Origin of the sequence: Providencia sp. NPDC089933, assembly GCF_049545585.1 — a bacterium.
Lineage (GTDB): Bacteria > Pseudomonadota > Gammaproteobacteria > Enterobacterales > Enterobacteriaceae > Providencia > Providencia huashanensis.
In genome coordinates this window covers 12,609-37,693 of sequence record NZ_JBMWDT010000025.1, presented here as the reverse complement: position 1 = coordinate 37,693, position 25,085 = coordinate 12,609, and the positions used below count along the sequence as shown (strand labels likewise).

Annotated in this window: 23 protein-coding genes; 5 read left to right on the top strand and 18 right to left on the bottom strand. The window is 35.3% G+C overall.

Annotated features, from left to right (window positions below; all coding sequences use genetic code 11):
- Nucleotides 1-238: 238 nt before the first annotated feature.
- From ACPEH5_RS22130 to ACPEH5_RS22110, 5 genes are all read left to right on the top strand, one after another.
- On the top strand, nt 239-439 hold the full coding sequence (locus ACPEH5_RS22130) for a hypothetical protein (protein ID WP_281111366.1): 201 nt from the start codon (nt 239-241) through the stop codon (nt 437-439).
- Between the two features lie 205 nt (nt 440-644).
- On the top strand, nt 645-956 hold the full coding sequence (locus ACPEH5_RS22125) for a hypothetical protein (protein ID WP_423727221.1): 312 nt from the start codon (nt 645-647) through the stop codon (nt 954-956).
- Between the two features lie 12 nt (nt 957-968).
- On the top strand, nt 969-1,529 hold the full coding sequence (locus tag ACPEH5_RS22120; RefSeq protein ID WP_423727220.1) for a recombinase family protein: 561 nt from the start codon (nt 969-971) through the stop codon (nt 1,527-1,529).
- A gap of 34 nt (nt 1,530-1,563) precedes the next feature.
- The gene (locus tag ACPEH5_RS22115) at nt 1,564-1,749 is read left to right on the top strand and encodes a hypothetical protein (protein WP_281111369.1); all 186 of its coding nucleotides are present in this window, start codon (nt 1,564-1,566) and stop codon (nt 1,747-1,749) included.
- A 272-nt stretch (nt 1,750-2,021) separates the two neighbouring features.
- A complete protein-coding gene (locus ACPEH5_RS22110) occupies nt 2,022-2,513 on the top strand; it encodes a hypothetical protein (protein WP_423727219.1) in 492 nt (163 codons plus the stop codon).
- 286 nt (nt 2,514-2,799) lie between these two features.
- On the opposite strand, the gene ACPEH5_RS22105 is transcribed toward ACPEH5_RS22110, so the two are convergent.
- From ACPEH5_RS22105 to traC, 18 genes are all read right to left on the bottom strand, one after another.
- Nucleotides 2,800-3,384, bottom strand: coding sequence for a DUF6012 family protein (locus ACPEH5_RS22105; protein WP_423727218.1), 585 nt, complete (start codon nt 3,382-3,384; stop codon nt 2,800-2,802).
- A gap of 127 nt (nt 3,385-3,511) precedes the next feature.
- Nucleotides 3,512-3,739: a hypothetical protein gene (locus ACPEH5_RS22100; protein ID WP_423727217.1), complete on the bottom strand. Its 228-nt coding sequence runs from the start codon at nt 3,737-3,739 to the stop codon at nt 3,512-3,514.
- 36 nt (nt 3,740-3,775) lie between these two features.
- Entirely contained in the window at nt 3,776-4,366 is a 591-nt protein-coding gene (locus ACPEH5_RS22095) for a GDSL-type esterase/lipase family protein (RefSeq protein WP_423727216.1), read from the bottom strand.
- A complete protein-coding gene (locus ACPEH5_RS22090; protein WP_423727215.1) occupies nt 4,353-4,805 on the bottom strand; it encodes an H-NS family nucleoid-associated regulatory protein in 453 nt (150 codons plus the stop codon). The genes ACPEH5_RS22095 and ACPEH5_RS22090 overlap by 14 nt, the downstream gene beginning before the upstream one ends.
- A 12-nt stretch (nt 4,806-4,817) precedes the next feature.
- Nucleotides 4,818-5,024, bottom strand: a complete 207-nt coding sequence (locus tag ACPEH5_RS22085) for an Hha/YmoA family nucleoid-associated regulatory protein (RefSeq protein ID WP_272678916.1) — start codon at nt 5,022-5,024, stop codon at nt 4,818-4,820.
- Nucleotides 5,025-5,081: 57 nt separating this feature from the next.
- Nucleotides 5,082-10,028: a MobF family relaxase gene (gene mobF / locus ACPEH5_RS22080; RefSeq protein ID WP_423727214.1), complete on the bottom strand. Its 4,947-nt coding sequence runs from the start codon at nt 10,026-10,028 to the stop codon at nt 5,082-5,084.
- A gap of 19 nt (nt 10,029-10,047) precedes the next feature.
- Nucleotides 10,048-12,102, bottom strand: coding sequence for a type IV conjugative transfer system coupling protein TraD (gene traD / locus ACPEH5_RS22075; RefSeq protein WP_423727213.1), 2,055 nt, complete (start codon nt 12,100-12,102; stop codon nt 10,048-10,050).
- A 10-nt stretch (nt 12,103-12,112) separates the two neighbouring features.
- A complete protein-coding gene (locus tag ACPEH5_RS22070) occupies nt 12,113-12,580 on the bottom strand; it encodes a hypothetical protein (protein WP_423727212.1) in 468 nt (155 codons plus the stop codon).
- Between the two features lie 47 nt (nt 12,581-12,627).
- Complete coding sequence (gene traG, locus ACPEH5_RS22065) at nt 12,628-15,453, bottom strand: conjugal transfer mating-pair stabilization protein TraG (RefSeq protein ID WP_423727211.1); 2,826 nt, start codon at nt 15,451-15,453, stop codon at nt 12,628-12,630.
- 3 nt (nt 15,454-15,456) lie between these two features.
- On the bottom strand, nt 15,457-16,818 hold the full coding sequence (locus tag ACPEH5_RS22060; RefSeq protein ID WP_281111379.1) for a conjugal transfer protein TraH: 1,362 nt from the start codon (nt 16,816-16,818) through the stop codon (nt 15,457-15,459).
- Nucleotides 16,815-17,369 carry a type-F conjugative transfer system pilin assembly thiol-disulfide isomerase TrbB gene (gene trbB, locus ACPEH5_RS22055; RefSeq protein ID WP_423727210.1) on the bottom strand — a complete coding sequence of 185 codons (555 nt, stop codon included), beginning with the start codon at nt 17,367-17,369 and terminating at the stop codon, nt 16,815-16,817. Before trbB ends, ACPEH5_RS22060 begins: the two co-directional genes overlap by 4 nt.
- A 65-nt stretch (nt 17,370-17,434) precedes the next feature.
- Nucleotides 17,435-18,223 carry a type-F conjugative transfer system pilin assembly protein TraF gene (gene traF, locus ACPEH5_RS22050; RefSeq protein WP_423727209.1) on the bottom strand — a complete coding sequence of 263 codons (789 nt, stop codon included), beginning with the start codon at nt 18,221-18,223 and terminating at the stop codon, nt 17,435-17,437.
- A complete protein-coding gene (locus ACPEH5_RS22045) occupies nt 18,223-20,115 on the bottom strand; it encodes a conjugal transfer protein TraN (protein WP_423727208.1) in 1,893 nt (630 codons plus the stop codon). The genes traF and ACPEH5_RS22045 overlap by 1 nt, the downstream gene beginning before the upstream one ends.
- On the bottom strand, nt 20,105-20,530 hold the full coding sequence (gene trbC / locus ACPEH5_RS22040; RefSeq protein WP_281111383.1) for a type-F conjugative transfer system pilin assembly protein TrbC: 426 nt from the start codon (nt 20,528-20,530) through the stop codon (nt 20,105-20,107). Before trbC ends, ACPEH5_RS22045 begins: the two co-directional genes overlap by 11 nt.
- Before the next feature lie 12 nt (nt 20,531-20,542).
- Entirely contained in the window at nt 20,543-21,541 is a 999-nt protein-coding gene (traU, locus tag ACPEH5_RS22035; RefSeq protein ID WP_423727207.1) for a conjugal transfer pilus assembly protein TraU, read from the bottom strand.
- Entirely contained in the window at nt 21,538-22,161 is a 624-nt protein-coding gene (traW, locus tag ACPEH5_RS22030) for a type-F conjugative transfer system protein TraW (RefSeq protein ID WP_281111385.1), read from the bottom strand. Before traW ends, traU begins: the two co-directional genes overlap by 4 nt.
- Nucleotides 22,154-22,504 carry a TrbI F-type domain-containing protein gene (locus ACPEH5_RS22025; RefSeq protein ID WP_281111386.1) on the bottom strand — a complete coding sequence of 117 codons (351 nt, stop codon included), beginning with the start codon at nt 22,502-22,504 and terminating at the stop codon, nt 22,154-22,156. Before ACPEH5_RS22025 ends, traW begins: the two co-directional genes overlap by 8 nt.
- The gene (gene traC / locus ACPEH5_RS22020) at nt 22,497-25,085 is read right to left on the bottom strand and encodes a type IV secretion system protein TraC (RefSeq protein WP_423727206.1); all 2,589 of its coding nucleotides are present in this window, start codon (nt 25,083-25,085) and stop codon (nt 22,497-22,499) included. The genes ACPEH5_RS22025 and traC overlap by 8 nt, the downstream gene beginning before the upstream one ends.

Sequence of the window (25,085 nt, the reverse complement as noted above, 5' to 3'; positions counted from 1 at the left end):
ATCATGTAATCATGTAATCATGTAATCATGTAATCATGTAATCATGTAATCATGTAATCATGTAATCATGTAATCATTAAAGCATACTTTAGATATATGTCAACATATAATCATATAATCCTATAATCCTATAATCATATAATTATATAATTATAGGATCAGGGGGGGGGGATTTTGATTGAAATTTTTGCGGCTTACGTGTTAAGTGAAAGGTGGATCTATATATAAGGGGAGATATATGTTCTATTTACTGATTATCACTCAAGTTCTGGTCTATTGCTTAACGCTATATTTTTTTGTGAAGAAGGAAAAAACAGGTAAGCATAAAAAGACATTCAATTTTTTGTTGGCTTGTCTTGCTGTATTGACTGTAACCTTATTGTTTATCACTGAGTCAGGTTCAAACTCAAACTACAGCCAAAACCCAAACTTTATTTAAATGAATGTGACGCTGTCACAATACTTTGTATCATATCGAATAAAAAGCACTCAACGAGAGTGCTTTTTATTTATATCATTAAGGTATAGCTAAATGATATACTGTGAGGTAAGCTACATTCATGTATCATATGACTCATGGTTAGCATACAAATGATACATTATCTTTTACACCATTCTAATGATACAAAATGAAGGGAAATGAAATGAACAAACTAAATCCAATTAGTGAAGCTACTAAACGAGATGAAATTGATACACTTGTTGATGTATTGCTAGCAGGTATAAACATTGATATCAGTGCAGAAGATAAAGCCGCATTTAAAAATATTATTAATGAACTCCCTGAAAACGCCACATTGTCAACTCTGGCAAATACAATCAACTCGCTCAATGCAAAGCAGTTAGGAATGAGTGACACAACCTACAATGCTATTCAACCATTGTTAGTAGCACTATCACAAAAAGGTAAACATATTAAAGACGATTATGGTCACTATTTTTCAACTAGTAATTAGAGTGTTCAATAAATGATATTTGGGTATGTTCGAGTAAGTACGAAAGAACAGAATATAAAACGTCAAACAGATGCGCTTGTCGGATGCGATAAGATTTTCATTGATAGAGTGTCAGGTAAATCCGCTGACCGTCCAGAACTCAACGCCATGAAACAACAATTACGTGATGGTGACACGGTTAGAGTAAAATCAGTAGATAGGTTAGCCAGAAATACTCAAGACCTATTAACCCTTTTATCTGAAATGACAGGGCAGGGCGTTAAGGTTGAATTTATTGATAATCAGATGGGATTTGATAAAAACCCAACCAGCAAATTCATGATCACGTTGTTAGCTGCTGTCGCAGAACTCGAACGTTCATTCATACGCCAACGCCAGAAAGAAGGGATAACCATAGCTAAACAAAAGGGAAAGTACAAAGGTCGTCCAGTATCAGATAACGCGCTTAAAGCTCAAAAATTAATTACTGAAAAATTATCAGGTAAATTATCGTTAACGGATGCTGAAATTATGCAATTATCAGGCATTCAACACGCACAATTTTATCGCCTTAAAAAGGCGTTAAAGGTATAAACGGATAGTAAACAACGAACAGAGGGTAACTAAAATGCTTGAATATGAATTCAAAACAGTTAAAGAGCTTAAAGATGCACTTAATAAATTCCCAGATGATGCTATTGTAGATATAAGCGAATTGCCTAAAAACATACTAAGACAAAATTTAATGGCTCTTTATGATGGTAAAGGGGTCTTAATTTGTGAATATAACGATTCAGAAAAAAATCAAAGCTAGCATATTTTAAATGAGAGGGTGTATGAATAATTTCAGAAAAATCAGGACAATTAAGCGTAACATTGCAATTGTTAACCAGCTAGGCTCATTTTGGGGTTCTGGTGTATTTAGGTTAATTTACCGTCATATTCTAAAACATCGATTTTCTTCTTATGATGTATCTTTCAGGTATGCCATGCTAAATGAGCGTAAAATACAAAAATTAAAACAGTCTCTAAAAATTATGTAGTTAAATTAATTGCCAATTTAGATTAAAGAAAGAATGAGTCCATATGGGAAAATATGTCTATCGTATTGATAAAGAAATCAACTTTAAAGCAATTAATGACTATACCTTTAGAGCCAAACGATGGTTCCCTGATATGTTCCCACATAAAACATTAATTGAAAAAACAAAGAATACCCCATCGAATGAGGGGATTTATCGTATTTGCTTTTTTGCGAATTTTTCTCTTGCGAATGAATACGTTAATTATCTAAGAACAAAATCCTTACTCTTTCGTTGCCTTAAATATTCTATTATACAAGCAGGCTTTCATGAAAGTTGGGATGATGGTTTCGCAATCGGTGACGCTTATTTATTTTGGTGTAAAGAATCTCTCAATGAAAAAAATGAACGTTTCTCTATGGCTGGTCTGGCATTTAATGATATCCAAATTTTTCATGAAAAAAAGTGGGTCGATTTGAACCAATATATTCAACATGCTCAATATTACCGACTAAAGAAATCTCTGAAATCATTTAATTCTATAGACATGAGCTAGCTAACTGAGATAAGAGCAATATCTACATCAAAAAATTTGTTCTAAATTAAGAATTATAACCATCTAAAAAATAAGGCTTTACCTTTCCCTGGTCGCGGTTGAATTTTATGATTTTCCTCCACCGGTTGATCACTAATTTTGATGAAGTTTCCCCTAGATTTTATGCTAATCAGGTCAAGTTGCTATAATACATTAATCATAAATAAACTAACCTCGATCCGACTAAAAAAATAAATTTTTCTAGCTCTCTCGAGGTTCTATCAAAGGGTGGAGAATTTTAAGTATTTTAAACTGGAATGGCATTTTCAATTTTAGGCAGTCTATCAAAGTATTTACAATTTAGCCTTTCCGATTGAATAGTGTGTAAAAGCAAACTTTCCTCTCTTTGATTTAAAAAATTGCCCCATTCGTATTCAGTCCAAACATCATAACTATCTCTTGCGCCTATCTCATAAGCTAGTGATTCCATCATGGGTTCTATATAGATGGGTGCTTTATTACCATAATCTCGATGCCGCCTTTTCTCCCAACCATCAAAAGAATCATTTAGACATATTTTATGTGATACTAAATCAAAATCTGAATCTTCAATGTACGTAGTAATTTTATGTTCGATAACACCCATATCTTCGATTTGCCATTCATATTTAACATCGAATGATGTGAGTTCTTTTTTCGTTTCTAGTAAAATACCTTCAATTGCTTTTCTACCTTTTAACATCCCAACCCAAATCGTTTTGTTCGGATAGGGTCTTTTAGTTGATAATAAATCACTTTCTATTTTTAAATCCAATTCAGGAATAGTAATAGACTTTAAACTACAATCATTAGCCATTCGATGAAATAGTAGTGGAACGATATGTAGATACATTTTTACCTCAATAGAATAATAACTGTAAACGCAGTTAATATATAACTGCGAGAGACAAGCAATTTATTGCTTGTCGGGTCGTAGTTGAGCAAGCGAAGCGCGGTAGATTCATTTATATCAAAAACCGCTATTTACTATGTAGCCTTTCAATTCTCTCAATAAAAACAATATATAATGTCAGCAATGCCGTCATGAATAAACCTGCTGTTGACGCAGCAATAACACTGTCAGCAGCAGATGCTTTTCCAAAAATAAAAAGAAAACAACCTATTGCAACACAAAAAAACATAATACCTATAATAGCTTTTTCTAAGCTATCCTTTTTTCCTTCTAAATTTATTTCTTTTTCTTTCATTGAATTTCCTTTAGTTGGGTACTATTAATTTTCTCTTTATTCATATTTAATCTTTATTAGGTTAGTGATTACTGCATTAGCACCATTCTTAGTAATATGAATACCATCGTTTGTTCTTATCTGAACACCATTGATAATGGCTGTATACTGACTTCCTAGTGAGTTTCTCATGTCTAGCGTTTTTATACCTTCTTGATATGCCGCACTTTTTATAGCAAGCCTTGTGTTGCTTAATAACGCATTTTTCTTTTCATTTTTTAATGTTGGCGGTAAGAGCCAAACAATATTTTTGTTTTTACGTTTAATGATATCAATAAACTGCATAGCCTTTTGTTGATAGGCTTGTACATCTGACTGATGAATCAAATCGTTTGTACCAAGAACAATATAAACCGTGTCGTACTGTTGAAAATTGATTTTCTGTATGTAGTTTTGCCAATGCAGTAGCTTTGTAGATTGAAGCCCTGTACTTTCTAAAAACTTAGCATCTACTGGCGCACGTTCTTTGTAGCTCATGGCGAGTTCATACGTTAATGAGTCACCGATGAATAGGGGTTTGCACTGCCCCAAAAGGGGCAATGCAGATAGAGAAATAATAGCTGTGATTAGTAATTTATTGATGTTCATTTTTATCAATTAAAAATTCATCCAATGAATGCCCTTGGTCTAAAAGCACTTTTAACCCTTTTTTCATTCTACCTTGACCACTATAAGTATCTTCTTTGCCTGTCAATGGGTTCATAAAACGATATTTAGGTTGAGTCACTTTTGAGGATTTTTTCTTTTTCTTATTTGATTTAGCGTCATCATCAAACGAAATTGTTGCAGGGTCTAATCCCATTTGTGCAGCGACTTCTAATACTTTTTGCTTAATTTGTTCTTTTTCTTGACGCTCAAGTTCAAGCATCTCTTCTTCTTCTTCACGCTCTTTAATAATAGCTTCAAATTTTTCATGGGTAGCTTTGAGCCATGAGAGATCTTTTTCTTTTGCAAATTTTCGGAGTGAAGTAACACTACCGATAATTGTAGTGGTAACTTCATACTCTTGTTCAGTGGTTAATGACATTATTTTTCCTTATTACTCGACATATTTCCATACGGAAACGGGAACGTGATCATAATACTGATTCATGACAATTTCAGCTTTGCGATGGTCTAGTGCTAACTGAAAATGCTCTTTTTCCTTGGCGGCTAATTTAGCCATAATTCGCACACTAACCGTATCGAGTGTGCTCATGTTTTGACATCTTCTTAGCTGTTTTAACCAGTCAAATTTATTTTTCATACACCCTCAATACTAGGAATCTTTTTCACAAAAAACAAGAATAAATTCATGATATTACTAAATATTAATATCCATGTTTTTACTTGATTCTTTTTCGGGGTGATGTCTGACAATATTTTCTTCATCATGCCTGATCCGTTTATCACTCTCTTTACTGTCAGGCTCATTGATATAATCAATACCGTGGCTAATTTCTTCTTTTGTATCAATGATATTATCCATAAGCCGTTCTTTTTTCTCGTCAATTGGGATATTGATTTCTGTTTTATCCTTGCTGTGAATGATTTCTTCAATCGCTTCTTGCAACGAAATTTCTTCTTTTGTTAATTCAAGCTGATTCGCATCATTTTTATCTTTTTCATCCAACTTAATAATGATAGAACTGTCAGTTGAATTATTATTAATCGCTTGTTCTATATCCGTTTTTTCATAGACAACTGGCGTTAACTCATTATCACCTTTATTAATAACGATAATGCTGCCATCATCAGCCCCTTTGTAATGCGCCAATTCAAAATCTAATGTTCCACTAAAGATACCTACAGGAATATGATAGTTACCTCGTTGCACTCCGTATTCATCATGAACAGACAGTAAAATTTCTTGGGCTTTACTTGAATACTTCGCGATATCTTGCAAGCTATCAGGGAGTTTTTCAGCCAGTTTGCCTGAAATATCCGCGCTTTCGTTCCACTCTTTTAGTGAAATGTTAGCTTTTTGATTTTCGGAATAATTCAGTTTGGCATGAGCGGTTACTCGTTCCCCTGTGTTATATTCGATGTGCTTTTCCCATTTTTTTAAATCATCAACATATAACTGGACATGTTCTTTACTTCGAGATAATTCAACATAAGTGTTATCTAAGGCGGCTAAATTACGTTTATTATCTTCTGAACCATCATAGACAATGACATAAGGTATTGATGCACCTTGAGAAGAATATGATGTGATAGCGTATGCATAATCAATGTGTTTCCCACTATGTTGTTGTGGGTCAAATGTGACTTCACGCCCACTAAAATCTATCGTCACATGCTCTTTATCAATACTTTTTACAACCCCAACATCATTGTTAAATGCATTTTGTTCAATATCCGTCACGGTCATTCGCATTTTATCACCGACACTTACTTCAATATTTCGCTCCTTATATACAGAAATATTTCGTGGATCAGCTTCTAAGGCTGAAAAAGCAAATTCTTGTTTTGTTTCTAAGTTGGTGAGTGTAATAACACCGTCTTTATTAACGTTATCAATATTGAAATAGTTATTACTAATTTTAACGGTATTATCAATATTGCTTTGCCAAAATTGCGTGGTTTTTATATCGTACTCTTGATTATTTACCCGTTCATACGTTTTAATTTCAACGCCACTTGGTAACGCTCTGTTTTTCACTAACAAATCATGAATGCCTTCATTAATCGCATTTCTATCACTATTCAGTGGTGTAATAATAAACGTATCATTACGGGCATCAATCGTCCGACTCACAAAATCTTGCGTGATTATTTCCAGTTTCTGATTACGTTTTAAATCTTTGAGGTCTATAACGGAATAATCAGGCACATACCTGTTATTTTTATTTAAGCGAGGGACAGTGTTAGGTGACACTTTTTGGATAACCGAAATCGACTCTTGCACTTTTCCTTGAATGATAGCTTCAACCGCAGGTTTTAATTCAGGGGTTTGTCGTACTATTTCATCCATGACAACATGATCGATTGCGCTACGTTCAAGAGTTAATTTAAAAGGAACGCCACTTTCAAAGGATTTTAATTGGTCTTTGTCACCCGACAGAATAACTCTGCCCCCACTACCTGTTATGGAATCAAGTAGTTGACTCAATCCCTTATTTCCTGTCATGGAACTTTCATCGATAATGAAAACGGTATTTTTATAATTTGCTTGAGATTCATTCACTGCCATTTCTTGAGTAAAACTGGCTATTGTCTGTGATTCAATTCCAGCACCTTTAAGCTCCGAAACAGCTCTATGTGTTGGTGCAAGCCCCCTTAATGTAATATCAGGTCGAGTGGTTTGTATCGCTTGCGCTACAGTTTTAAATTGAGTGGTTTTACCAACCCCTGCATAACCTTGAATAGCAATAATCGAATCTTTAGACGTTAATAAAAGCTCACTAGCGGCTCTTTGCCCTTTCGTTAAAGATTTATTATTGTCTAAAAGGGATGTATCAGAACTAATCGGTGTCGCTTTATTTTTACCCTCGAATATACGTTTGACAATATTAATTTCGTTATTAAACGTTTCTCTTTTCACATAGTTATCAGTCAATGCGGTACTTGTGATAGGGATAATATGACCGTTCTCTATACGAACATTAATTGCATCTGTAATTTTCTCTAGTGATAAACTGCTATCTAGGTTAGTCGCATTCATCACAACGGCTGCACCATTGAAAAAGACGTTCCCACCACTGGATTTATCAATACTTAATTCGATAATTTTATCAAAATCGCTAAGTGTATCTTTTTTCATCTCATTGATTTTTGAAATCGTATCAAAAATATTCCCTGTATTCTTAGGTATATGATTTATCCCTGCATCTACCTTTTCAATTTTAGATTCAGCACTGTCTTTACTCATACCTGTTATGGCAATAATTGAATCACCGCTTTTTTTTATTTTATTCATCGTGGTACTAGAAACATCATTTTTATTCAAAATAGCAATCACGGTTCTGTTTGAGTTCAAGGATGAGCCAAACGTCTCACTATAATTATAATCAAGGCTAGTTGTTTTTTTAGGGTTTAGTGATACTATTCTTCCTTCTTTATCTTCTAGGTATACTTTTTCCCCAAATAAGAAATTTCCTTTTCTAATGGCTGATACTGTATATTCAGAATTTGATTTTAAGTTACCAGTGCGTTGATATGTTTTCACTTTCTCGCCAATACGCAAGTTTATATTTTTTTCTTCGATAAGGTTATAGTTTTTATCAATATCTTTAATCGATAGTCTAGACCTTTCGCCTTCGTCATTAATCAGCAAAAGCGCATTTTTAGCTTTATCAACATCCACAATTTTAAATCTTTTATTTTCTTTTATATTATCGAGGATGAGTCCTTTCTTATACGTATTCCGTAGATTTCTATTTTCATCCGATAGAAAAACTTGTTGTTCGTTTCTAATGTTGACACTGCGTTCCGAAAGCAAACCATGTGTAATTAGCTGTCCCCTAATCGCATTATTGACTTGCTGTTTTGTTTTGTTGTCATGCACTTGAATAATGGCATCTTTATTATTAATTGATAACGTCATATATTGCTTTGATGCAATTTTTAATCTGTCACCTTTATCAACATCACTAACAAAATAAATCTGCTTATTTTTATTACTCTCATAAAAGCTGAATGTTTCCACATCCGCTTTCTTTAGCACATCACTAAAAATACCTTCGTTAGTTCTTGTTTTAGTATCAATGGAAACAACAATCGAATTTTCATTTTTAGCTTTATTCAAAATATCATTAATTGAATCTAGCTTGATGCTTTCAGATTTATATATTGAAACAATTGAATTTTGTAGTAACTCTTTTTTATCGGTACTAACATCGCGGACGGATAAAACCTTAGTATCACCTGTCATATTTTCAGAAATGAATCGTTTTGTCTTATTATCAGGAACAATCACAACACTATTTTTCTCATTTTCCTTTGCCAGTTGAGAAATTGAGTCTAATGTTTTAATCGAAAATTCATTATTACCTGTAATTGATATAGACTTAAATTGACTGTCATTACTGACCATATAGTTAGCTAAAGATGAACTATCCTTTGATGATAACTTTATTTTTTCATCTGAAAGTTGATAAACTAACTTTACAACATTAGTCTCACTTTTTAAATGACCTAAAGTTGTAAAAAGGTCGCCATTACTTTTAAGGGGAACTAAATAGCCTTCTTTTATTTCTTCTTTAATAATATCTCTTAGACTGTTAATGCTTTCAAAACGTTCTATTCCAATAGAATTAATCACTTGTGATAAGAGTTTATCTTGCGTGAACTTAGCGTTATTTTTTTCTAAATTTTTAATAACTTGCTTAACAACGGCTTTAATATCAACATCGTTACCTTTTGTGCTGATGATTTTCTCATGATTCTTGATTTTTTCAGGGTCAAAGCCTGTTTCTGATAACTGTTTTTTCCAGCTTTCTCTAACTTCTTCGATATTGGTAAAATCTTTCTTTTTTCGCGTATCTTTAGCCGCAACACTTTTTTGTTTTGCGGTTGCATCTTTACCAACCGCATCTTCAATCTCTTTTCTTCGAGATGAAAACATTTCAGTTGGCACACCTTTTATTTCAAATTGCCCATATTTACCAGCTTCAACTAGATTATAGCCTAACCCTTCTAAATCGGGTTTTAGGTGTTGACGATACAAAGCTCCAAATGCAATAGGATTTTTCCAGATGGTTTCAATGAAGGCGTTAGATTCCAGTGATTTGTCCGTTGATAATGTTTTCCAGTCCCCATCCTTAGTCTCTGTAATGTTGCTTAAAATAGCGTGAGTATGCAGAGCAGGTTCTAAATTTCGATTTGTATCATGCATAAATAACGCAGCGGTGATGTTATTCGTTTGCTCAATATAGACAACACCCTCTTTCATTATGCGCGTTGACGCGGATTTTTCTATTTCAGTTAAAGCAAACTTTACAGCCCTGTTATGAGCGTCTAATACAGCTTTGTCGCCAACAACCAAGGCAAGGACGGATACACTCTTAGGTGCAGAAAAAGTTAAGTCATAGCCTGGTCTATGTTTATTTTCACCATTAACCATATGCTCTAAACTTTCGCCATTGGGTAATTTACCCTCCAATACATGCTTAAAATCATCCCGATTAACAGCACCACTAAGTCCTAAACTTTCTGCTCCTTTGCCAAACCATGCTGTTGTGGCTTCACCAAGAAAGTAATAATTATCTTCTTGCTCATAGTAACTGGATGCACCACTGGCACTGCTAACTCTTGAAAGTGATAACATTTTTTGTCCTTATGATTAATTAAAAGCCAACTAAATTACTGTAACCATCATCATCTTTGTCTTTATTTTTCTTGATGATATTATTTTCAGCGTTATATTTTTCGTTCGGGTCTGCTTCAATAGGCTCATTGCTTAATGGTTTTGGATTAGCCGTTAAATCTGCTATTTTGGGTTTCGTCATTACCTTTTCAATTCCGCTACTTTGTTGGTCGGATTGTGTGTTGCCAGTATCATTCCCATCATTATTACTTTTTGGCGTATTGAAAACTTTATCAACAAATTCATCTTCATTCGTTTCTGTAACGAGTTCCACCTTGGAAATATCAATATCACGCCTTTCAATTTTTCCTTCGGCAATTTCAGGATAGGCTTTGTACGCAAGTTTTAATTTAACAACAGGGTAATCTCCTTTTAATGATACATAACACTCTAAATCATTCAGGTTTTGAATGTCGGAATAACTTACAATTTTGTCTCTTGTATCATTCTTAGAAAAGTTAACACCATCACGAATCGTATCGACACCGTAGCTGTATTGGTCTTGGAATTTATTATGATGAATTTCGCCAATCTCTTTTTGAACCCACTCAGCAACAGAACTACTCGGAGCACGAAAGTAGATAGTGGTATTACACAGATCCCAAATCGCACTTGCTGACTTAGGACCATAAAGTTCTTCGAGTTGTGGGTAGTTTTGAATACTGATAAAAGTCACTCCTCCAAACTTACGTGCTTCTTGCATAAAATCTTGTAACTTTGGTAATTTGCCTAAACTCGCTAACTCATCCAATACCGTCCAAATCCGTCTTTTTCTATCTACACTAAGGGATAAGATTGATTGCATTAAAATATTAAGCCATGTGGTAATTAATGGCTTGAGTGCAGTTTCTAATCGCCCATCACTGGATATAAATATCCACGAATCTTTGTCTGCATTGTGTACCCAATCACGTATTGCAAAAGGCTCACCAGTAGCATTATCTAAATGCTCACAATAGCGTAGTGCGTTGACGTAAGCCCCTAATACGGCTCGTATTGTCATAGCCGTTTTCTCAACGCTACCATCAATTAAACTGGAAGCATCTGTACCTTCTACGTATTTTTGTAAATCAGATAAAGAAAATGACAGTAATCTATCTAATAATTTTTTTATTGACCTATCAGGGTCTTCTCTCATTTTTTCAGCGGTGGAAACGAACAATCTACGGGCTGACATATTCCAAAATGGATCACCTTTACTGTCAGGAACTAAAGGCAATGCAAATGATTCAAAATCAGCCTTATCTAAACATTCAAGCCATAAATCCCATCGGGGGCATCGTGCATCCATCGGATTTAAAATAATATCTTTCCCGTCTCGATAGAAAAGTTTAATGAAGTTATTCCCTTTATCATAAATGGTCGCTCTTTGATTGGCAGCTCTGACCTGCATAAGAAAACTATTGATAATGGTACTTTTTCCTGTTCCTACTGTTCCTTGTGTGCCAATATTTTGAATTTCACTGTCTTTTACAATATGCAAATCACCAATTTTCAGGTCGGATTGCTCACCTCTTGCTTTAAGGTATTTATTGACTTCTTTTACTGAGTTAGCAAGATAACGCCCACCGATTAAATCATTTTTCCTTTGTTGAGCACCTTTTCGTCCTAAATAATAAAAAATAGCAATTGATAAAAACAAATAAACAAACAATCCTACACCAAATGCTTCAAATGCATTTTCTTTTAATAAACGCCCACACTCGACAAAGTACGGACTATCGATAATTTTTGCGACTGTCAGTTTTTTTTCTATGATTTCATTGTTTTCCAATACTGAAACAACATATTCGTTTTTATAAATATTTTCCTTATTCCCGAGACCAATATTTAAAACCATATGTTTTATGTAAAAATAAAAAAGACCATTCTTTATGTAAATCCATTTCATTATAGAAAGTAAATATGCAACAAAAGTTACAACACCAATAATGGTTGTCCAATACACAATAAGGTTTGTTATCTGCATAAACATGCTTAGCATGTATTTGATAACTTGCCCGCCTTGTGTCATGTTACGTGCGTCTAAGCTCATAGCAAATGCCTTAATCTCTATCTATAAAACTGTTTGAGTTTTGACCAATTACATTTCCAACAGAATCAATACCGTTTTTCATTGGTAATCCTGATGCAGGATTTATATTTATAGGGCATTGATTCAGATTTTCATTGTTTAGTTCTACTTGATTAAAACTACCATTCTTAATTTTAATTTTTCCTTTCATTACCTTAATGATAAGAATAGAAAAAAAATTGACCATTAAAGAAAAAATAAATGAAAAAACCAAGAATTGATAATACAAACTTAACTTATCAACTTTATCTAAAAACAAAAAGTCAAATAAAAAAACCAATATAGATAAAGAGATTATTGATATCAAATATACACTTTTCACATAATAATTAGCCTTTTTATAATCACGACCATTAATTATAATGATTGAAATTAAAATTAATAAACCTAATGCTAACATAGGTACTATGTTACTAAGTGAAAAAACACCTAGTAACATTATGATCACCCCTATCAAAAAACACTTATTTTTACTCATGTATCACCTCAATATTTATCATCATAATCATGTTTATTGAGTCCTTTTTGTGTATTTATCCTATGCTCATTTTCGGCATATTTTTCATTAGGATTTGCAATGCCTTTTTCTTGAGACAACTGATTTAATCTGGCTTCTTTATCCGCGTTATACGCTCGACCATCAGTGCTAATATCTCGATTTATAGCATCAATTAAATTAGAACTTTGTCGTTCGTTAGTTTCGAAATCATACGTTGTGACTTTCTGAACAATACCACCTTTTGTCGCAAAATCTTTGAACTGCTCTGAGTTTTGTTGATAACTCGCTGCACTATATTTCATAGCATCAGTAGGTACGCTCATTCCTGCATAACTCGCATTCACTTTAGATTCATTATTGAAATGACCTTCTCGAATACTTTGCGCTAAATCATTGGTAAACTCATCTTTGAGCTGTTCCCTTTGTGCTCTAGCTTCTGGTGAGCCAGCATCAGTCAGTATTGCCGTTGCTTTTTCTACACCAACCTTATTCGTAACATACTGAGCATATTCATGTTCCAACGACTCAGCATAAGATAAACGCTCACTTTCAGTAAGGTTCGCTTGCTCTGAGATAGTTTTCTCTTTACTCAAGCTGTCATTATAAGATGCGTAGTTCTCACTCGCTTTATTCAAGCTAGCTCTTAAATCATGAACTAAATTACGAGTTTCACTATCACGGATTCTATTAATGTCACTATCAGACATGTTACGTACTGTTTGTGCTGATTCGCTGTTTGAGAAATTATCTGACACTCGTTTATCGTCTGATGTTCTTGAACCATGAGATGCTGCATCTGTATTTGTATCATCAATCCTATGGCTATAGCCTAAGCCTCCATCTAATCCAACTCCAGCCTTAACAGGCGATGCATCTGGAGTACCCACACCGACACTACCTTTAACCCCAGCACTAGCATTAAGCGTGTCTGTACTGCTGGTATTGGTAACAAAATCTCTACTTGTATAATCGGATGTACTCTGGCTATTACTTGCTTCTTTAGATTGGCGCATAACTTGCTCAATGGATTCGCGCTGTTCTTTTGATAATCCCGTTTCCATATCACCACTTTTTGCAAAATTATTGCTTAATGCAGTTGCAATGTTATAGCTGTCATTAACAGAGCTGCGATAACCTTCTTGGTAGGATTGCGTTTCACGCTGTTGAGCACTTAATGCTTTACTGAAACTCGAATCAAGTATAGACGAAGTATCGAGTTTCATTGGCAAACGAGACATACTCGAACTGGAATCGTAAATAACTTGCCCTGATTGTGTTGTCGTGACCATAGCACCAGTAGAGGTTTGCACACTTGATAAGCCCTCTCTATATGAATGGTTTAAATCAGTCTTAAATCCACTCACATTTTGCATACTCATGTTACCCATGTTGTAGTTACCTGATGCGACAGCCGCAGCATCGGCAGACGTTGCACTGGTTAAAGCATTACCTAGGTATGAGCCAGCACTTGCGATTTGTTGCCCCAATCCAGTAAATAACTTAAAGCTGATAAAGGGTATCGATAACATTAACCAACTGGCGACACCTGCCATTGAGCTTGCATTTTTTAGCGCAGTGTCCATATTCGAAATGGTAAATGGTTGTCCATGTAATGTGACACCCGAAAGCGTATTAATAATATTATTAAAAATAGCAAACATGACTGGCCATAACATTAAACTCCCCAAAACATTAAGGTAATTTTTAGTCACCCCCCATGCCATTTCTTTAATGAAAAGAGCCAATACCATGATAGGGAAAATGCCAATTAATAACGTTAAAAAAGCAGTGTGCATGAACGGTAGCATTTCACCTGCAATTTCATAGCTCGAAAGCTGCGCTAATTTCATTTTCATTAAAGACTGTTGGGATGTAATACCGATTAAATCAGCACTACCATCCATTGCCGCAGGAAAACGCCCCATAGAAGAACGCAAAGCATTTGCAGTGATATTTTGCTTTAAGATATCAACGGAGCTTTGACTTGCACCGATAAGCTGAGAATAAACATTATTCACCCTAGAGGGTAACAATACGTTATTTTGTTGACCATTTTCACCTATCGCATATCGACGACCTAAAGATGAAAGTGTTGCACTATTAGGGTTACTCACCTCTTGATCAATAATCGGTTTTAATCGTGCGGCTGCGTCTTTACATGTCATATATTGAGGTTGAGCTGTACTGCCAAATTTGTAATAAATCCCCCTAACAGGACTCGCATTAGAAAATATCTTTTCATACACCTTCGGATCATTAAATAAACCTGAAATCGTGTATTTATGATTCAGTTCCATATCAGGAATAATACAGTTAATTGTATAGTCACTGAAATTCATATTAAATTCAGGGTTTTTGATACCTAGTGTATAGCTATCTTGAAGTAATTTTTGACCAAATAACAAACCTGTTTTTGAATATTGAAACTCGTCAGGCTGCGCGAAAAATGTGTCATACATTCGAGCGGTACTATTTCCAATGCTAGTTAAAAACCAGAAAGGAACGGCTAAACCTACAGGAACATTATCCACTTTCTTAACAACCATTGGGCTAGCCAAATCTCGAATAACAACATTCGTTTTCGGTGTCAGCAACATAGCGTAAACAATCACAAAAGTGAGCATCCAAGCGCCAAAAGTACGAAGGTCATGCGTCTTAATATACTTAGTGATACAAACCAGAACACCCATTGTTTCGGCTGCATATAACAAGGTTTTCCAACCGTTGTTTTGCATGATAGTGGCAACCGCTTGGAAGGTCTGAGCAACAATATCAACACCATACAAAACTGTAATTTCTAATGGATTCGCCATTATTTACTCCCACGTATAGTTTTGCATCATTTGGGATGATACGGAGTTTGATAATTGCTTTCTCAACGTTGATAGCTGCCTATCCGCTTCAAGGAATGAGTTTTGCTTGATTTGAATTTTATTAAGGCGTTGACCGAGTTTCACTCGAACGCTAGCAAGATTATCTTGAAACTGTTTATTTTCTTCTTCTGTGTTCAAAGAGCCTGCCGCTGCCATTTCTACGGTATCAATTAAACCATCGATATAGGCGAGTGTGATATCAAGCGCAATATACTCTGACTGATTGGTAATAAAGCTTGCATCCATATTGAGCATGGCTGAATCCACAATAAAGCGTTGAATCGGTACACGGGTACTGTTGATGAATGTTTTCTCTTTATCGGTTAACGGGGTATCTTTTTTAACTTTGTCATAGATACCAACCAATGTTGTTCTGACTTGCTCGACCATTGCTTTACTTGCCGTAACCGTCAATTTAGCTTTCTTAGGCGCTAAACATTGTGATTCATCATTACAACGATATATCTCGGTTTCGCCACCATACAATAACGCATTCACCAAAGAGTCACTTGCCCCCATTGCGGGTATAATGGTCAAATTACCTTTGTTATCATAAATTACCGTACCAACAACGGATTGCATCATTTCTTTCAGTTCTCTGTCATTAGAAATGAACTGACTAATTTTGCTAAATGCCGACCATGTCAGGTTTTTGTTTCTCGGAATACGTTTCTTTTCTTCCGCATTAGCCTTATTAAAAACTTTATCCGTTTCCCCTCCTGCCCCACAACCTTGTCTTGCTGCCGCCCAATCAGCAAAAACACTGTGATTTTGTGCAATTGATTGACACACAAATTCGCTTGTAGCTTGAGATTTAGGCGCTAATCCGCCAACAATACCTTGAGCCGCTTGGCATGTTGATACGTTGAGGTTATTCATATCTTGAGCAAGTCGTTGCAAGTAATCTTTTACAGACTTAACTTGTGGCATCGTGGTTTCTAAGGCTAAATCAAATGCATAACCAACAGCGTTACTTAAAATCTGTTTTGCCATTGCTTTAATTTGGTCACTATTAATGTAAGAGAACGCCCCTAGATAGGCATCAATCCCACCACAACCTGCTTTAACATCGGGTAATGTAACGGAGATAAGCTGTATATTTCGAACCGGTACGCGAACAAATAAACTCCCCCCTGTCAGATAACCTGCTGATTGCCCCTGCCAAGCGCCCCCTTGAGTGACATTAGAACCGCCCCCCAACTTATTAAAAAAGTCATTAAGATCTGAATTCACATCAGCATGAACTGAAAAGGATAAACTACATAAACAAAGTAAGGCGACTTTTGTTTTTTTGATTATTTTCATTTAAGAACCCCTTTTTCATTTTGTAATTTATCGATCAAGATAAAACTTTCGTCTAAACGTTGTAATAACGAATTTGCGGATACTGCGCCCTGTGATAATGGAACAGTAACCAGTGTATTAACATTAATTAAAAAAGATGTGGGTGTCGCTTGCGGAATTTCAGCAAAAAAAGTCCGAATGATGTCATCATTAACAGGATAGGCAATAGGAAAAGTAGAGTCCCCTTTACCATCAAAACTATAAACAAAAACAGGTAATTTGATACTGTCTGCGATTTCTTTTAATGTTGGATCAAACTGATGACAATAAGGACAATCACTTTTAATAAAATGAACTATCTGCCAATCTGCGATATCGATTTCTTTCCCCGTTGAAAGCCGAACAAAATTTTCTTTTCTACTTTCAACTTGTACAGAATGATTATTTCCATTATCAATGCTTGTGGTTTTATTTGCTTCCAACTGTTTAATTTCATCAAGCGTCGATGAGTAACTCAAACTCGAAAAAACCACTCCTAGGATAATCACAAATTTATTCATTTTATTTTTCATTTTTTCACCAAATCAAAAAAATCAAGCCACTTGTTTATTTTAGTTTCGTTATGCTTATTTATCAATCAGATTCTTGGTTTAAAATCTGTAACAACATTCAAAACTCGTCGAGCTAAATCATCCTGAGAAATGAACCCATAAGATAACGGTTTAAAAGTTCCTTTTTGTGGTTCAACTAAAAAAATAGCGGGGAAATATTTCACATTCATTGATACAGATTGTCCCACATCTTTTTTGGAGTTTGGGTATTCAGAAGAATATCGCCCATCAACACTAATCGGAATAATGGCGAGGTCGTACTGCTGACTAAACTCTTTAACAACCTTTGCCAGTTGATTATCTAAAGGCTCTCCCCCTCGATAGAAAAAGAAAATCCCGTATTGCTGATTAACTAATTTTACAGCTTGAGCTTGGGTTTGCCTTTCTTTTGCCGTTTTTATCGCGGCAGTTGCATTGTAATGAGAATTTTTAATGTTATAGTCCAAATGGGGATATTTCAGTAATGCTTTCTCCCACTGAGAAGAAAATTCACTGGCTTTTTCAGTGAAGTAATCTTGATACGTTTTATATACTGCAATGTTTTCAGGTGTTGGATTCATAATCGCTAATGCTTTCGATTCTTCTAATTTTTTTTGAATCGTTTTCATTTGCTGCATTGCTTTTTCTTCCAAACTCATTTCGGGTTGAGTTGGTACTTTTCTTTTTTGTTTTTTATCATCGTATTTTTTTTCAGGCAAATTATAAAATTGCCAGCTAACAGGATCATGATATTCATTGCCTTTAATATCAGCCAAACTCGGTTGGCTGATAGCAATCAAAATAGTGGCAGATAAAATTTTAGCGATTTTTTTCATTATTGTTTTCCTTCGTCAAATTTTTCTTTCATACGACGATTGACTTCATCAAGTAATTTATCTTGTTCAGGAATTTTAAGGTTATTCTGTAAGTCCTCATAAAAGTCTGAGAAATCCATATAGTCAAATCTCAAGCGTTGTAATTCATTGATACTAATCCCACGACAATCAGGATTTTTTGCACTTCCAAAGCCGATACCTAACTGACCAGAACGCCCTTGAGCTTGAACGATTCGAGCAAGTTTATTATCGAATACGCAATAAGAGCTTTTTTTCTGTAAACAGACACCTAATACTTTTTTAGAACAATACGTACCAACTGAGATAATCACTTTTTTAGCTTTTGCCTGACCAATCGCTTTTTCCTCGGAATTACATTGAGCCAATCCAACATCATTACCCCAACCGCTTGATTTACAGCAATCACTGAATCCTGCCGCTGCTTTTCGACACTCCATTGCCTTACCAGAGAAAGCCTTCATCTTGCTTTCATCAAGCCCCGACATCTCTTTCCCTGCTTGAGAAATTGCTGCCAGTTGGCTAACAGCTTCATTAAACCCGTTATTTTCGCTTCCTACCGTGTCAACACAAGAGCCATCGTCACAATAAAATTTATCGCCACAAACATACCCTTCTGTTTTAGTCGTGTGCTGGCATTGATATTTTATTTCATTTCGAATACAACTATTTCCAATTTTCAAAATGCACTTACGTTCACCCACTGTGCAATTAGGGTCTTTTTCATATTGAGTACAGGTATTATCATCACCTTCATTAGTCACCCATTCTTCTGAATATTCCCAACAGTCACTATACAACTCAAATTCTCTACCATCTTTTTTGAATTTTCTTTTTTCACCTTTTTGACTACACCACTCTTTTACCTTTACAGCTTCTTCTTTATTAATAGGACAATTTTCAACCCAAACAATTTCTGGTTTTACTGTTTTAACTAAAACCAACATTTTTATTTTCATGTTTACTTTTAATGAATTTGGGTCTGTATTAAATGTGTTAACCGCTGCATCTGTAGATATATCTAGCATTCCCCAAAGCCCTTGTATCTTCATGGTAATAGACATTGTCCCTGCCTTTACATCTATTGGACTTGGATAGTTATAAACATTCGGATTTCCTAAATCACTAAAATTACAGGTTCTGCTATGAACTACAGGTTTAGTCACTCCCAAAAATGTAGTTTGATTGGGTCTAGGAAAGGAAGGCTCATTATATTTTGTACAATACCTAGCCCAACCATAAATAGTAGCCTCTTGTATTTTGCCACTTTCTTTTAAATTAAAGTCACCTACAATATGACCTTTTACAATTTTTCTAAATTTAATTTGGCTATAAGGTATGAGAATTTCTTTCAATTCATATTGAGTATCTTCAACCCACTTTATTTCTGCTTTTCTAGTACAAGTTGATTTTACCGTTTCTTCTTTTTCGCAAACATGATTTGTGAAATAAGATTCATTTTGTGTTTGCTTAACACAATTCTCTCCCGTACCACTCACAATTCCATCTGCTTTATCTTTTATTTCTAAAGCATTTTGAATAAGGTCACTATCCCAAGATATTTTATCTTTCGGATTATTGATAAAACTGTCTCTTGCTGATTGACCAAGTTCTGAATCAGCTAGCTCTTTATTTCCAGCCTGACTTAATCCTGAATCATTTTTTTGATACTGTGTTTCATTCGGATTTCGAGTAAAGCCTTGCAGTTCTTTTTCAGGATTGAAACCTGTCATAGTGGATTTAGCTTGATTGACAGAGGACTTACCTAAGTTACTTCCCTCTTTCGATGCATCACGCATAGCATCACAAAAACCGATTTGAGAATACCCTAAAAGTAAACCTACAATTGCAATGCACTTAACACTATTTTTCATTTTTACAGTCTCCCTCTGAATCAATGATAGAAAGAGAACCACTAATAGAGCCAGAGCCATAAATAATATCGAATTTGTCACCACACCGTTTTACTAACGCAGGAACCGCACGAACATCGTAGTATTCAAATCGATTAGGATCGATTTCAACACCACTAATTTTGTATTTTTGAACTAAATACAACATGTACTTAGCCGTCTTATCAACACTATCATCAATAAGCCCATTAAAATAAACAGGAATCCCTTGATTTTCCGCTGAAAGAATTAATGACGCTAACGTTTTTTCAGGGATTGAAGAAGATAAAAAATAGGCAACTTCATTTTGATTTTCTTCCATATTAGGTGATTCCATATTTCCATACGATAAAATAGGAAATAGAGTAAAAATCATTGTCAGTAATATTTTTTTCATATATCCACCGTATCAAAGGATCACACAATTACGTTTTTTCCAAACAACATAGCCATAATTTTTTTTCGATGTAGGTAGCTCTTTGCCTATCTGCCAGCGCAACACGCTACGTCCGTAAGGGTGACACTGCCTAGCATCAGGAATTAAGTTCACCATTTGATAACGGTAACGACTCTTAGGAATGATTGGAGTTGGATACTCAAGACATACCGCCCTGTCTGCACCGACAGAATCCATAATGATACCTTGGCGATGGAGCTTAAAATTCATGCGCTCGGTCATCAATATAGAACTATTCAAACCTGAACTTTCATGGTTGATACTACCGCTAAATGGATAAACTGAACCATGTGCGCCAGCGCACCAAAATAAAGGGTCTAGCGGCATACCAGCTTCTGCTGCAATAGCATCAGCCGCACAAGCCATTTGAGCAATTGGATTGGCAAATACCATAGCTTCGGGGTTCGTAAATAACGCTAATTCATCATCGTTCCACATCGGATCAAGTTCGGTTAAATAAGCAATATCGTATTCACCACCTTGCATACATGCGGCACTTTCTAAAATATTTAGCCAAGATATCAATGGGTATTTGTACCAATGAACATGATAAAATGTACCTGTAGAATCACCTGCTGATTTTGTGGCTTTTCCCGTTCCGACTTTAGTAATAGGAATTTGAAAACCGCCCATATTCACCATACACGTAGGTGCTCTTGTCACATCAGCCATTGCAAACGGCTCCCAAAATCCAATAGCAATACCTATACGTTGGAATAATGGCGGTGGCGCAGGGCAAAATTGAATAGGCGAACTTGGGTTAGGCGTATCAGGTAAACCAATCCCCCCTACACTGACTTTTACACTCCCAATACTCATAGGAAACATACAATTCCAGCAAATATCCGTTATCGGATTTACCCATTTACCCTGACATTCTGTAGATGAAATAGCGTAATGGCTGAATGTTAATGTGAATACCAAGCTGAATATTGATAATAAATATTTCATAGCCCCACCTCTGTAATTTTTAATTTTTTCTCTTGAGGGGCAGCTTCAATAATTGAAGGAACACGTTCGATATCAAAACGTGCTGAAATCTCACCTAATTGGTCAAAGTAAACTTTTTGGCTTAAATATTTTTCAGTGTCCTTGATATTCCCATTAATAAGAATAATTTTTGAACGCATGGTGGACGGCTTGAAACTTTTTACCCAATTTAATTGCTGAACGTCGTCACCATCAATAAAAATCAATGTTTGTGTGAAACCGCTAATATCAAAAGGGTTATAAACCTGCCCTTTACGTGCAAAAACAACACCATTTTGGTCAGCTAAATCTTTAGTGACGGTAAAAGAAGGGTCAAAATACCTAACTTCTGTTTTAGTCGCTTTTGTCACGCCCTGTACTGGATCAGGTCTTAATGCCCGTTGCTCGATACGTTCTCGGATTTCATCTTGTATTTCTTCTTCTGATTTATTTTCAAACTTTTTCGCTAACCTTTCCTGCATAACAGTAATTAGGTTTCTTTCTTTTATTTTCCAGATAGAGCCGACAGCCCCTAGCTCTTTAGCTAGGGGAGAACATGAAAAAGCTAAAATGATAGTGGCAATAATGAGTTTTTTATTCATCATTCCCCCCTCTCATTTTTTTAGCCAGTTTTGCCTTTATTTCTTGAGTTTCATCAGGCAATTGGCTAATTACTGCACCTTTCACAAATACAATTTTTCCGTCTTTATCATATTCGTTTACGATATTGTTAATGCTTCTTTCATACTTTTTCATTAAAGCCGTTTGTTCTTCCTCTGAAAGATTCAATTTAGCGACTTGATTTAAAAATGTATCGGTGGTGCTTTTAATATCGAAACTCACAAATTTTGGAGAATTGACATAGAGATACCCCACTCCACTAAGCGTTAATAATGAAATAGCGGTATTCACCAAAAGAGCAATGATAATTAATTTCTTATTCATAACGCTTACTCCGCAAATAGTTAATGAAATCGCCCCGTTTGGAATCTGCCATTTCAAATAAAATATCTTTGATATCCGCCCCCTCGGATAATCTTTTTTCTCTATAGGTAAAATCCTCACCTTTTGAAGAAAATAATTCATTGGTTAGTGGGTCAAGTAATAAACGATGGAAACTACTGTATTCACCAACATTCACCAGTAATGAGCTGTACCCAACTTTTTTAGCAGGTGGGAATTTTTTGATTAAATCAAATTCATACTCACTAAAAGCATTAGGTTCTTTCTGTTTAAAGGACTCAAAAGACTTGGCATCTTGCATTAATGTTAATTTAAAGCTGCTATTGTCATAAGCGGCTAATGCGGCTGTACTGAGATTTTTATCACTGATCGACTGTGTTACAGTGCCAAATGAACCGTTGTGACGTCGAGCGGTACGGTAGCCTTCTTCAATAAATTCTCTGATTTTAGGGTTTGAGCCACTTAACAGTTTCCACCCTTCATCAATAATATTCATTTTTCGTAGACTACGTTCAGTTTGGTACATCATGTTTTCTGACCAAATCATCAGCGTAAAAAGCACAGCCATAAGCAAATCGCCGTTAGCTCTTAGTGCCCCTAATTCAGTCACAACAAACTGCATATCATCACGTAAAGTGGGTTCGCTTGAGTTGAAAAACTCCCCGTAAATGCCCTTCGTTGTATACTTTCTTAACAGATAAGTAATTTCATCGATACGGTCTACGATTTTATACGCATTTTTCTCTTGTATTCTATCCCTATGTTTTTCAAGATATTCAACAACATGATCAATTCGCATATCTTGCTGGTATTTAGGAAATTGTTCGGTGATAGAATCCAATATAAGAGCTTCGTGGACTTCATCTAGAATGCCGTTTGGACTCGCTAGAATACTGAGCTGGTCTCGAACACGCTCCGCACTCATTGAAATATCGGTAATATTAGCAAAGGGATTAAATCGCAATGTAGCACCATTAATATAAGTGCCCCCCATACTGTGGCAAAACGCCTTATATGAATCACCAATATCGTAAATAGACAGGCGACCGTTTCTATCTAATACTTGACGACCGATAGCTTGTGAAACAACGGATTTACCCGCACCTGATGTGCCAGATTCAAACCAGTTAAAGTTTGTATTCGGCAAGGATTCATCAAAAATATCAAGGAAAGCGAGTTGATTACGATAGCTTGGCAAGAGAATACCAGCACGGCTCAATTTATTGTCGGCAATGATGGGAAGTAAATTTACAGCTTGGAATGTTTCAGCGCGAAGAACTGAACCTGTTGTTTTAAAATCTTTCCATAATTTTAAGTCGTCAGTTAATGAAAACGGAATAGTGGCTAAAAATCCCCGTAGCTGTTGAAAATCACTACGAACCATTTTTAACCCTTGATTTTCAAATGCTTTAGTGATTTTTTCCGTTTCTTTTGACATCAAATCATCATCATTTGGACAAAAAAAACGAATACCAACATGGTATTGAGTTGCCGCAGTGTTACCACTTAACAAGCTGACTCTAAGGTTTTTCCATTCATCAAACTCTTTGAGTGTGCCTGGTAAAAACTTGGCAAAAGATGAGTTAGCCTTTTTCTCTAAATCCCAGTATTTCGCATTAGCTTCACCCGTTGTTTTTTCCTGATTTTCAGTCAGTAATGTCATTGTCATAACGAAAGGATAGGTGATCCCCCTATCTGGATTCATTAAATCAGCAATAATGTTGCCATTCTGCCAAAGATAATGTTCACTTGGGTTAGTATCCATGTGCATGGAGACTGAGCGCGTTTTTTGTAACTCACCACGCTTATTATTGGTACTAATTTCAATGTAGTTATGCTTTACAAGGTATTTCGTACCAACATCAACAACTTGTTTATTCAAATAGCGATCATTTTGATAGCTATGTGAATAATCAGATAGTTTCCCGAATTCAAAGTTAACCAACTCACGCATCAAACCACAAAAAACATTCACACTAATAGGCTGGCAATGAATACTGTTACTATTCAATCCACTCAATAGAGAACGCCTAATATCCCGAATCTTCATGATTTCATTATCGTTCGCTTTTTTTACTGGATGTGAGTAAACAAAAAACAAACGATAATCACGTAAAGTTAATGCATGATCAGCAGGATTTTGAAACGTATTTTGTGCAGCATCAAGATAAAAAGAATGTGTTAGCTCGTTGCATTCATCGGCACGAAAGCCCTGCCAAGAAAAATCCTTTAAACCAAATTCAATCGAACTCTTTACTGACTGGCTACCAAGTAAAATAACTTGCAATGGATGGTCTCTAGGCACGTTATTTTGTAAAATTCGGTCTAGTCCCTCAACAATACTTTCATTCGCACCAACTAACGGCTGGGCTTCAATAATGAAGCCTAACGAATTTTTATTATAAAATAACTCATGGTCAGCGTCATAACCAATGCAAGGTAGTAAATCACTGATATGGGGGTAATCTAATTCTTTTATTAGCTGTGAAGTTTCATCAGAGGTATCTCGTTCCCCTAAAATATTACTAATGATTCTTATAATATTAAAATCTTCTAATGCCAT

Excerpts from the sequence above, each read along its gene's own strand:
- traD (WP_423727213.1), bottom strand. The coding sequence starts at position 12,102 with ATGAGCTTAGACGCACGTAACATGACACAAGGCGGGCAAGTTATCAAA.
- traF (WP_423727209.1), bottom strand. The coding sequence starts at position 18,223 with ATGAAAAAAATCGCTAAAATTTTATCTGCCACTATTTTGATTGCTATC.
- traC (WP_423727206.1), bottom strand. The coding sequence starts at position 25,085 with ATGGCATTAGAAGATTTTAATATTATAAGAATCATTAGTAATATTTTA.
- trbC (WP_281111383.1), bottom strand. The coding sequence starts at position 20,530 with ATGAAAAAAATATTACTGACAATGATTTTTACTCTATTTCCTATTTTA.
- ACPEH5_RS22070 (WP_423727212.1), bottom strand. The coding sequence starts at position 12,580 with ATGTTACTAGGTGTTTTTTCACTTAGTAACATAGTACCTATGTTAGCA.
- ACPEH5_RS22045 (WP_423727208.1), bottom strand. The coding sequence starts at position 20,115 with ATGAAAAATAGTGTTAAGTGCATTGCAATTGTAGGTTTACTTTTAGGG.
- ACPEH5_RS22060 (WP_281111379.1), bottom strand. The coding sequence starts at position 16,818 with ATGAAAATAATCAAAAAAACAAAAGTCGCCTTACTTTGTTTATGTAGT.
- traG (WP_423727211.1), bottom strand. The coding sequence starts at position 15,453 with ATGGCGAATCCATTAGAAATTACAGTTTTGTATGGTGTTGATATTGTT.
- ACPEH5_RS22125 (WP_423727221.1), top strand. The coding sequence starts at position 645 with ATGAACAAACTAAATCCAATTAGTGAAGCTACTAAACGAGATGAAATT.
- ACPEH5_RS22105 (WP_423727218.1), bottom strand. The coding sequence starts at position 3,384 with ATGTATCTACATATCGTTCCACTACTATTTCATCGAATGGCTAATGAT.
- trbB (WP_423727210.1), bottom strand. The coding sequence starts at position 17,369 with ATGAAAAATAAAATGAATAAATTTGTGATTATCCTAGGAGTGGTTTTT.
- ACPEH5_RS22130 (WP_281111366.1), top strand. The coding sequence starts at position 239 with ATGTTCTATTTACTGATTATCACTCAAGTTCTGGTCTATTGCTTAACG.
- ACPEH5_RS22085 (WP_272678916.1), bottom strand. The coding sequence starts at position 5,024 with ATGAAAAATAAATTTGACTGGTTAAAACAGCTAAGAAGATGTCAAAAC.
- ACPEH5_RS22095 (WP_423727216.1), bottom strand. The coding sequence starts at position 4,366 with ATGAACATCAATAAATTACTAATCACAGCTATTATTTCTCTATCTGCA.
- ACPEH5_RS22100 (WP_423727217.1), bottom strand. The coding sequence starts at position 3,739 with ATGAAAGAAAAAGAAATAAATTTAGAAGGAAAAAAGGATAGCTTAGAA.
- traW (WP_281111385.1), bottom strand. The coding sequence starts at position 22,161 with ATGAATAAAAAACTCATTATTGCCACTATCATTTTAGCTTTTTCATGT.
- ACPEH5_RS22120 (WP_423727220.1), top strand. The coding sequence starts at position 969 with ATGATATTTGGGTATGTTCGAGTAAGTACGAAAGAACAGAATATAAAA.
- ACPEH5_RS22090 (WP_423727215.1), bottom strand. The coding sequence starts at position 4,805 with ATGTCATTAACCACTGAACAAGAGTATGAAGTTACCACTACAATTATC.
- ACPEH5_RS22025 (WP_281111386.1), bottom strand. The coding sequence starts at position 22,504 with ATGAATAAGAAATTAATTATCATTGCTCTTTTGGTGAATACCGCTATT.
- ACPEH5_RS22115 (WP_281111369.1), top strand. The coding sequence starts at position 1,564 with ATGCTTGAATATGAATTCAAAACAGTTAAAGAGCTTAAAGATGCACTT.
- mobF (WP_423727214.1), bottom strand. The coding sequence starts at position 10,028 with ATGTTATCACTTTCAAGAGTTAGCAGTGCCAGTGGTGCATCCAGTTAC.
- ACPEH5_RS22110 (WP_423727219.1), top strand. The coding sequence starts at position 2,022 with ATGGGAAAATATGTCTATCGTATTGATAAAGAAATCAACTTTAAAGCA.
- traU (WP_423727207.1), bottom strand. The coding sequence starts at position 21,541 with ATGAAATATTTATTATCAATATTCAGCTTGGTATTCACATTAACATTC.